We start from the raw sequence: 8645 nt of genomic DNA, 5'->3' as shown, positions 1-8645 counted from the left end.
CGCAGGCCGCCGCCTACGGCGCCTCGGTCGCCTCGGTCGTCATCGGCCACCACGGCGCGCTGATCAGCCCGGCGCTGCTGCCAGGCTGAAACGCCGACGGACATGACCGGCAGCGACCGACGACAGAGACCGAGATCGGCGCCGGATCTCCTGTGTTTTCCTCGCTGCGCATAAATCAATTTTCAGTCATTCTGTGAAAGGGTTGGGGCGATTAAACGATCGCTCCCAACGAGGAAATGAAAATGCGTATCGCCCTTGCCTTCCTGACCGTCCTGGCCCTATCCCCCGCAGCACAGTCCGCCCCGATCGACGCCCTGACCAAGGCCGAAACGAAGACCTATGAGGCATGGGGAAAGCTCGGCCTGACGGAACGGCTGGTGACTTTCGTCACCGCGCCCTCGACCGGCTACGGAATCTACCAGGAAAAGCAGTCCAGCATTTTCAAGCCGGGTGAAAAGGTCATCACCTATGTCGAGCCGATCGGCTACGGCTGGAAGGAGCTTCCCCACGACATGTACGAACTCAACTTCGTATCGGACCTGAAGATCAAGGCTGCCAACGGCGAGGTCATGCTCGACCAGAAGGCCTTCTCCACCAATGTCCTGCAGAGCCACAACGCCAACATGGAATTCTCGATGGATTTCACCCTGACGCTGACAGGCGCGCCGGCGGGCAAATACACGCTGACCTACACGATCCACGACATGAGCGGTGACCAGACCTCGACTTTCGACCAGGAATTCACCATCGCCGCCAACTAACCGCCCCGGCGCCGGCTGCCTCGCTCAGAGGTCAGCCGGCAACCCGGAACGACACCGGAAAGCCCTGCATCACCGAATTGGCGACCGTGCAGATGCTTTTGGCGCGTTCGATCAGGGCCTCGGCTACATTGCGCAGTTTTCCAGTTTATCGTCCCTGCAGGACCTTGACGATATTCGGCGTCAGATCGCCTGCATAAACGGCGGAAACATCCGCGAATGTAATCCTGCGTTTGACAAGACCGTCAAGCGCCCGTTGACAGAACACAGCCGGGGCTTTCGCCTCCGAGACGTTCATGAAGACGGAGGCCTCCTTCTTCCAGGCCGTCGTGCGTTCTTTCTTAAGGCAATTTGCATAGACGGCATTCCGCGCCCGGGAACTCCCCTCCAAAGCGGTTACAACCACTTCATATTGATTTCGTGTCGGCCCGCATGATGCGAGGCACGCGGCCGCAACCGCTAACGCAACTACTTGAGAAAGCTTCATAATATCCCCCGAAATGAACGGTTGTATGGGTAATATGCGATGGGGAATTTTGCAACTGAAAAAACAGAGAAAAAGGACTGTCACAACCCTGACATGATCATCGCGGCTAGGACGTCAGCCGGCAACCCGGAACGACACCGGAAAGCCCTGCGTCACCGAATTGGCGACCGTGCAGACGCTTTTGGCGCGCTCGATCAACGCCCCGGTGTCGGCACCATCGCCCGAGGTACAGATGACGTCGAGTTCGGCACCGACGGCGATCAGCGGCGTGCCGTCGAGCTGCAGGGTGACGCTGACCGCGATACCCTCGATATCGATATTCATCTCGTGCGCCGCGTATCGGAGGTCGTTGCAGAAACACCCGCCGATCGCCAGCGCCAGAAGCTGCGCACCGTTGAACCCGAGATTGCGCCCGCCGGCCTTGCCCTCCGGCCGGTCGACGACGATCGTATGGCTGCCGGCCCAGCCGAGCGCCGCCTCGGTTCCGGCCACGTTGCGAAGCTCGACGGTCGACGTAATCATGGGGCAATCCTCCTCAGCTGATCTGATGACGCTACCTATCTGAAATCCGTTCAACCTGTGCCCGACATGCCCCTTCATCAGCCTGTAACAAACTTTCCCGATAGAAGGCTGAAAACGTGTCCGTTGGCGCGAGTCGTGGACGGATCGGCAACCGGGTTCGACCTTCCATGACAAGAATAACCATCGTGACGGATGCCTGGTACCCTCAGGTGAACGGCGTCGTCCGTTCGATCGAGAATACCAACCGGGAACTCGCCCAGATGGGCGTCGACGTGACGATGGTGACGCCGCAGGACTTTACCAGCGTTCCCTGCCCCACCTATCCGGAAATCCGCCTGTCGGTCGCCACCTACTGGCAGATCGCCAGCGCCATTCAGGCGTCGATGCCGACTGCCGTTCACATCGCCACCGAAGGTCCGCTCGGACTGCTCGCACGCCGCTGGTGCCTGAAGAACAACATTCCCTTCTCGACCAGCTATCACACCCGTTTTCCGGAATATGTGGCGGCGCGGTTCCCCATCCCTGTCCGCTGGCTGCACGGCTTCGTGCGCTGGTTCCACAATGCCGGCAATGGTTGCATGGTGGCGACCGCCAGCCTCGAACGCGAGCTTTCGAAGCTCGGCCTCAAAAACTTGCTGCGCTGGAGCCGCGGCATCGACCAGACCATGTTCCACCCGATGGATCTCGACGAACGGCCCTTCGACCTGCCGCGCCCGATCTTCATGACCGTCGGCCGCGTCGCGGTGGAAAAGAACCTGCCGGCCTTCCTCGATCTCGATCTGCCCGGCTCCAAGGTCGTGGTCGGCGACGGCCCGGCGCGCGCCGATCTGCAAAAGCGGTATCCGAACGTGCTGTTCACCGGCATGAAGACCGGCGAGGATCTCGCCCGCGCCTATGCCCAGGCCGACGTCTTCGTCTTCCCGTCGAAGACCGACACGTTCGGCAACACGATCCTGGAAGCGCTGGCCAGCGGCGTGCCGGTCGCCGCTTACCCGGTCACCGGCCCGATCGACATCATCGAGGACGGTTCGGGTGCCGGGGCGCTCAACGAAGATCTCCGCCTGGCCTGCCTTGCGGCGCTTGGCTGCTCGCGCGAAAACGCAAGGCAGCTCGCCCGCAAATTCACCTGGGAAGCGGCATCGAAACAGTTCCTGAACAACGTGCTGATCGCCCAAGGGCGGCCGAAACTGCCAGCCCCACGGGGTGGAATTAGGCCTTCGACGGTATAACGCCAATCCCCATCCGCTCGCCTCGCAAGGCGCGCTCTCCCTGCATACGACGATATTCGCCCGGAGGAAAAGAGACGGTGCGGCAGTCTCCCAATGATCTCCCCCCTTGAGGGGGAGATGTCACGAAAGTGACAGAGGGGGGTGACGACGGTTCGGCAAATACAGCGGCAGAAGAGTGTGCCGCGACACCCCCCTCTGCCCTGCCGGGCATCTCCCCCTCAAGGGGGGGGGAGATCGGCAGGATGCACCGCCCCGTTCCTCACAGGCGATGACCTCCCGCCTCGCGGGAGAGCCAAAAACGCCAGATACAAACCCAGAAACCCCTCACCGCTTCTTCTTGCGTCCCTCGAAGGGATTTTCACCCGCCTTGAAATGCATGCGGATCGGCACGCCTGGAATGTCGAAGTCGGCGCGCAACCCGTTGATCAGGTAGCGGATATAACTTTCCGGCAGCGCATCGGGCCTGGTGCAGGACACCATGAAGGCCGGCGGGCGGGCCTTGACCTGGGTCATATACTTGAGCTTCAGGCGGCGGCCGGAGACGGCCGGTGGCGGATGCTGGGTCTGCACGCCATCGAGCCAGCGGTTGAGCCTGGCGGTCGAGATGCGCTTGTTCCACACCTTGTCGGTGTCGATGATGCTCTGCATCAGCTTGTCGAGCCCATAGCCCGTCTGGCCGGAAATCGGCACGGCGCGAAGCCCCCGCGCCTGCGGCAGCAGCCGTTCGGTCTTTTCGCGGAGATCCGCAAGCACCGCCTGCGTGTCTTCAACCAGATCCCACTTGTTGAAGGCAAGCACCGCGGCCCGGCCTTCGCGCAACACCAGGTCGACGAGCTGCAGGTCCTGCTTTTCGAAGGGAATGGTGGCGTCGAAAACGATCACCACCGTTTCGGCGAACCGGATCGAGCGCAGCGCATCCGCAACAGACAGCTTTTCAAGCTTCTCCTGGACGCGCGCCTTCTTGCGCATGCCGGCGGTGTCGAACATCTTGATGGTGCGGTCGCGCCATTCCCACTCGACAGAGATCGAGTCGCGGGTGATGCCCGCTTCCGGGCCGGTCAGCAGCCGGTCTTCACCGAGGAAGCGGTTGATCAGCGTCGACTTGCCGGCATTCGGGCGGCCGATGATGGCGACGCGCAGCGGCTTGGTCTCGTCATATTCCGGCTCGGCCTCATCCTCGCCCTCGTCCGCAAAATCGGAATCCCGGACGTCGATATTGGTCTCCGCCTCGTCATCGTCTTCTGGAAACGCCCGCTCCTCGCCGAGCGCCTCGACGATCGCGTCGCGCAGGTCGATCATCCCCTGGCCGTGCTCGGCCGAAATCGGCACCGGTTCACCGAGACCCAGCGTATAGGCATCGTAGAAACCGGCGTCGGAACCGCGCGCTTCCGACTTGTTGGCGACCAGCACGACCGGCTTGCCGCTGCGGCGCAGAAGCTCGCCGAAGGTCTTGTCGAGCGGCGTCAGGCCCGACTTCGCGTCGACCACGAACAGCGTCAGGTCGGCATCGTCGACCGCGGCCTCGGTCTGGGCGCGCATCCGGCCTTCGAGCGTCTCGGGTCCCGCCTCTTCCAGACCGGCGGTATCGATGATCGTGAATCTCAGGTCGATGAGCTTTGCGTCGCCCGGACGGCGGTCGCGGGTGACGCCCGGCGTGTCGTCGACAAGTGCCAGCTTCTTTCCAACCAGGCGATTGAAAAGCGTGGACTTGCCGACGTTCGGGCGTCCGACAATGGCGACGGTGAAGCTCATTCTGTATCCTTAAAGCCCTGGGCGGAAACCGTCAGGGCGCCTTGCCTGAAGAGGCGATGTTGTCGAGCATGATCTGCGCGCGGTTGGCAACATTGCGCGGCGCAGAGGCGTCATTGGCGATCTGCTGGAACCATTCCTTGGCCTGCGCGACCTTGCCGGCCTTGTAGGCGGCAAGACCAAGCGCCTCGCGGGCGGAATTGGCAAGCGGATTGGCGGGCACGGCCATGGCCTGCACTTCGGCGGCCACCTGTTCATAGGTGCCGTTGTCGATCAGCAGCCAGGCGGCGCGCATCCGGGCGAGGTCGCGCATAGACTGCGGCGCCTTGGCATCCTTGCCGACCGCCGAGAAGGTGGCGATTGCGCCAGCGGCATCGCCCTTGGACTGCTGCACCGAGCCGGCGCGCAGCTTGGCGAGCACGGGATAGGCGCCGCTGCCGTCCTTTTCGAGCGCGCCGAAGGCGGCCAGTGCCTCGTCGTTCTTGTTTTCCGAAGCGAGCTTCAGGGCCGCCAGGAAACGGTCGCCCGATTGCGAAGAATTATGCGTGTTCCAGTATTCATAGCCACGATAACCAGCCGTACCGACGACGATCAGCACGGCGACCGCGATCACAATCCTGCCGTAACGCTGCCATGCACCCCTGAACTGATCGGAACGAAGCTCCTCGTTCACTTCGCGAATAAAACTGTCGTCGTCCTGCGCCATCAAAGTCTCCGGCCCAACCGGCCCATCATGCGGAAAAGCGCCTTCTAGCCTATTTTCCCGGAGATGTAAGGCCCCCCTTAACTCCCGTCGCGCAAAAGTGGTCCCCGGTTTTGCAAAGTCGGCGAGCGCAAAGCCGAAAACATCCGCCAGGAAGCCCGTTGATGGCCTTTCGGACGGAATCCACACTTAAAGCTGCCCGCTCAAAGCTTCGCCTTATTCTGCGGCCACAAAGCCCGCTGCCCTTCGCCATGATTCAGGTATCTTATGCGTTCGCTTGCCCTTCCCCTCGCCCTCTGTCTTCTCGCAGCGCCCTTCGCAGCCAGCGCCGCGGACAATACCGCTGGCAAGCCGAAACAGCTGGTGATGGTCTCCTTCGACGGCGCCGGCGCCAACAACCTCTGGCAGCGCAGCCGCGATCTCGCCAAGCGCACCAACGCCCATTTCACTTACTTTCTCTCCTGCACCCTGGTGATCGAGCGCGCCAATGCCAAAAGCTATCAGGGGCCGAACGAGAAGCCGGGCAAGTCGAATATTGGCTTTGCCCAAACGGCCACAGAGGCTCGCGAACGGCTCGGCCACGTCTGGCAGGCGCATCTCGAAGGCCACGACATTTCCAGCCATACCTGCGGCCATTTCGACGGCAAGGACTGGACGGCGGCAGATTGGTCCGCCGAATTCAACACCTTTCACGACGTGCTGACCAATGCCTGGAAGACGGTCGGCGCCGGATCGGAGGAGCCGGCCGGCTGGAAGGATTTCGTCGCGACCGGGATCAATGGTTTCCGCGCGCCCTATTTTTCCACCAGCCCCGGCCTGGTCGAAGCCGAAAGACGGGCCGGCATCCGCTATGACGCCAGCCTCGTCACCAAGGGGCCGGTCATGCCGGAGGAAAAGGGCGGGCTTATCCGCTTCGGCCTGCCGCTCATTCCGGAAGGCCCGTCCAATCGGCCGATCATCGCCATGGACTACAACCTCTTCATCCGCCATTCCGGCGGCATCGACAATCCGAGCAGTGCCGTCGAATTCGAGGAACGCGCCTATTCCGCCTTCAAGGCCGCCTTCGACAAGGAATATGACGGCGACCGCATCCCCCTCCAGATTGGCCTGCATTTCGTCGAAATGAACGGCGGCGCCTATTGGCGGGCGATGGAACGGCTGGTGACGGAAGTCTGCGGGAAGCAAAACGTCGCTTGCGTCAGTTATTCGGAGGCGATCAGGCTGATCCACGAACGGGAGAAGCCACGGGTGGCATCGGGGTTGTAACGCGGCTGCCTACGAGACGGAGCAAAAGACCCGTCCCGGGGACTATTCCACTTGCCCGCCAAACCTCATCAACCCTTTAACCACATTCACATCCCCGCCTCCCGAACCCGCGCCATAATCACCCTCGTCATCGGATGGGAAACCGGGTTCGCGAACCGGCATTCTCCTCAAGGGTTTTCGGACCCCGGTTTCCGGTGATGGCCGTCGAATGTGGTGGAACGGGAACTGACAACTCCCAAAAAGCTGCAGCAACCGGCCGGGGCAGGCAAAACCACCTACCTCCCACATACTCGACACCGCCTGCCTCATCCCAAAACAAAACCGCGCCGGGCAAGACGTCCGGCGCGGCCAAAACTGCTTGCGTTCAGATGGCGATCAATACGGCCGGTCGGCCGCGATCTCGCCGGCTTCGGCTTCCCGCTCCAGATAATGCCGGTCGATGGTCGGCAGCGGCTGGTCGTCGATCGCCGCCTCGAAGGCCTTGAGGCGTTTGTGGATGGAGAGCAGTTCGATGATCGTCGTCCAGGACGTGACCAAATACTGGAACGAGTTGCTCACCTGGCCGAAGGCGGTGGCAATCTGCTGGTAGATACCATAGGTGATCTTGCCTGCCACGATCGTCGGCACCAGCATCAACAGCAGGAACACGGCGTCGGCCTGAATGTAGAAATACCGTGCCACGTTGAAATAGAGGTAATGGAAGTACATGCGGAAATAGTTCCTCCGCACGTTGCTGTAGAGCTCGTTGATGGTCGCCGGCCGTGCGCGGTCGGCATGGTCCTCGCCATAAACCAGTTCCTTGCGATAGGCCGCCTCGACGCGCTGGTTGCGGAAATTCAGCCCCGGCAGCTTGATGCCGACCGTCGCCAGAAGAACGGTGCCGAACGCCGACCAGAAGATGGCGAGCCAGAACAGCGCATGCGGCACCTCGCCGATGAACGGCAGCTCGGAGACGTAACCGGACAGCGCGAACAGGATCGGCAGGAAGACGACCAGCGTCATCACCGCATTGATGAGGTTGATGCCGAGGCCCTCGAGCGTTGCGGAAAACCGCATCGTATCTTCCTGGACGCGCTGGGAGGCGCCTTCGATGTGGCGCAGCTTTTCCCATTTCGACATGTAGAAGTCGTTCATCGCCGTGCGCCAGCGGAAGATGTAGTGGCTGGTGAAAAAGTCCGTCAGGATCGAGACCGCCATGCTGAGGAAGACGATCTGGGCGAAGACGATCTGAAGATCGTAGAAATTCCAGGCGGTAATGCCGGGCTGTTTCGAAAGGGCATTCTGCAGCAGATCGCCGAACGGCCGGCGCCAGTTGTTGATCACCACCGAAACCTGCACCCCGAAATAGGTCACCGCGATGATCAGCAGCGAGCCCCAGACCGACCAGCGCTTCCAGGGATGGTCATGGGCAATCACGCTCCAAGTACCCCCGAACAGCAATAGGCAGACCGCGAAATACGCATAGAACCAAAGGTTCGCAGGCACCAGGAAATAGGAAAGATCGTAAGGTTCCCGCTCCGGCATCACATATCCGAAGGATGCGCCAAGACCGTCGAAGACGAAATACCAGGCCAGGATGGTAACAATGGCCCAAACGACGCCCGAAAGTGCGAACAGTTTCGGCCGGGGAAAGAAGGAATGGAACACGGAGCTTTGGCTTTCCTGAGTTCGAGTCGGCGGGATGTCGGAAACGACTGTTGAGCCGGAAACTAAGGCAGTTCCAAGGGAGCGGCAATGGCCCCGTCACTTTGTTACGCAATTGTAACCACGGGATTATTAGGAAGCGCTGCGCGCAACCGGGAGTGCGAGCAGGACGCACACGACAAGGGCCGCCGCCGCAAGAAGCGTCGGGGCGACGAAACTGCCGCTCCCTTGAGCGATCCAGCCGGCGACCAGCGGGCCGATGATCTGGCCAGTGCCGAAGGCGGCGG

General features: G+C 61.5%; 9 protein-coding genes. 3 read left to right on the top strand and 6 right to left on the bottom strand.

The features are described 5' to 3' along the window. Positions 1-242: 242 nt before the first annotated feature. Positions 243-761: a DUF3324 domain-containing protein gene (locus tag MOV61_RS26205; protein WP_247138678.1), complete on the top strand. Its 519-nt coding sequence runs from the start codon at positions 243-245 to the stop codon at positions 759-761. A 145-nt stretch (positions 762-906) separates the two neighbouring features. On the opposite strand, the gene MOV61_RS26200 is transcribed toward MOV61_RS26205, so the two are convergent. Together MOV61_RS26200 and MOV61_RS26195 are read right to left on the bottom strand one after the other, a co-directional pair. Continuing rightward, a complete protein-coding gene (locus tag MOV61_RS26200; protein WP_247138677.1) occupies positions 907-1245 on the bottom strand; it encodes a hypothetical protein in 339 nt (112 codons plus the stop codon). A 114-nt stretch (positions 1246-1359) separates the two neighbouring features. After that, positions 1360-1767 carry an OsmC family protein gene (locus tag MOV61_RS26195; protein WP_247138676.1) on the bottom strand — a complete coding sequence of 136 codons (408 nt, stop codon included), beginning with the start codon at positions 1765-1767 and terminating at the stop codon, positions 1360-1362. Positions 1768-1934: 167 nt separating this feature from the next. Here MOV61_RS26195 and MOV61_RS26190 point away from each other — a divergent pair, with 167 nt between their 5' ends. Continuing rightward, the gene (locus MOV61_RS26190; RefSeq protein ID WP_247138675.1) at positions 1935-2996 is read left to right on the top strand and encodes a glycosyltransferase family 1 protein; all 1062 of its coding nucleotides are present in this window, start codon (positions 1935-1937) and stop codon (positions 2994-2996) included. 324 nt (positions 2997-3320) lie between these two features. Here MOV61_RS26190 and der read toward each other — a convergent pair whose 3' ends face one another. Continuing rightward, entirely contained in the window at positions 3321-4748 is a 1428-nt protein-coding gene (der, locus tag MOV61_RS26185) for a ribosome biogenesis GTPase Der (RefSeq protein WP_247138674.1), read from the bottom strand. Between the two features lie 31 nt (positions 4749-4779). Next, entirely contained in the window at positions 4780-5451 is a 672-nt protein-coding gene (locus tag MOV61_RS26180) for a tetratricopeptide repeat protein (RefSeq protein ID WP_247138673.1), read from the bottom strand. Positions 5452-5715: 264 nt separating this feature from the next. Between MOV61_RS26180 and MOV61_RS26175 the strand changes: the two genes are divergently transcribed. Continuing rightward, positions 5716-6714 (top strand): polysaccharide deacetylase, encoded by a 999-nt coding sequence (locus MOV61_RS26175; protein ID WP_247138672.1) that lies wholly within the window; start codon positions 5716-5718, stop codon positions 6712-6714. A 375-nt stretch (positions 6715-7089) separates the two neighbouring features. Here the strand turns inward: MOV61_RS26175 and sbmA are convergent, their stop codons facing one another. Then, positions 7090-8361, bottom strand: a complete 1272-nt coding sequence (gene sbmA, locus MOV61_RS26170; protein ID WP_038544382.1) for a peptide antibiotic transporter SbmA — start codon at positions 8359-8361, stop codon at positions 7090-7092. Between the two features lie 129 nt (positions 8362-8490). Beyond that, on the bottom strand, positions 8491-8645 hold a 155-nt coding region (locus MOV61_RS26165), incomplete at its 5' end, for a YbfB/YjiJ family MFS transporter (RefSeq protein WP_247138679.1).

Source organism: Neorhizobium sp. BETTINA12A, assembly GCF_023006485.1.
GTDB lineage: Bacteria > Pseudomonadota > Alphaproteobacteria > Rhizobiales > Rhizobiaceae > Neorhizobium.
Note: the sequence above shows the minus strand (reverse complement) of the source record. Positions and strands in the feature narration are given on the sequence as shown.

What these genes read in the sequence shown, in the direction of transcription:
- MOV61_RS26205 (WP_247138678.1), top strand. Translation starts at nt 243, where the DNA reads ATGCGTATCGCCCTTGCCTTCCTGACCGTCCTGGCCCTATCCCCCGCA.
- MOV61_RS26200 (WP_247138677.1), bottom strand. Translation starts at nt 1,245, where the DNA reads ATGAAGCTTTCTCAAGTAGTTGCGTTAGCGGTTGCGGCCGCGTGCCTC.
- MOV61_RS26195 (WP_247138676.1), bottom strand. Translation starts at nt 1,767, where the DNA reads ATGATTACGTCGACCGTCGAGCTTCGCAACGTGGCCGGAACCGAGGCG.
- MOV61_RS26190 (WP_247138675.1), top strand. Translation starts at nt 1,935, where the DNA reads ATGACAAGAATAACCATCGTGACGGATGCCTGGTACCCTCAGGTGAAC.
- der (WP_247138674.1), bottom strand. Translation starts at nt 4,748, where the DNA reads ATGAGCTTCACCGTCGCCATTGTCGGACGCCCGAACGTCGGCAAGTCC.
- MOV61_RS26180 (WP_247138673.1), bottom strand. Translation starts at nt 5,451, where the DNA reads ATGGCGCAGGACGACGACAGTTTTATTCGCGAAGTGAACGAGGAGCTT.
- MOV61_RS26175 (WP_247138672.1), top strand. Translation starts at nt 5,716, where the DNA reads ATGCGTTCGCTTGCCCTTCCCCTCGCCCTCTGTCTTCTCGCAGCGCCC.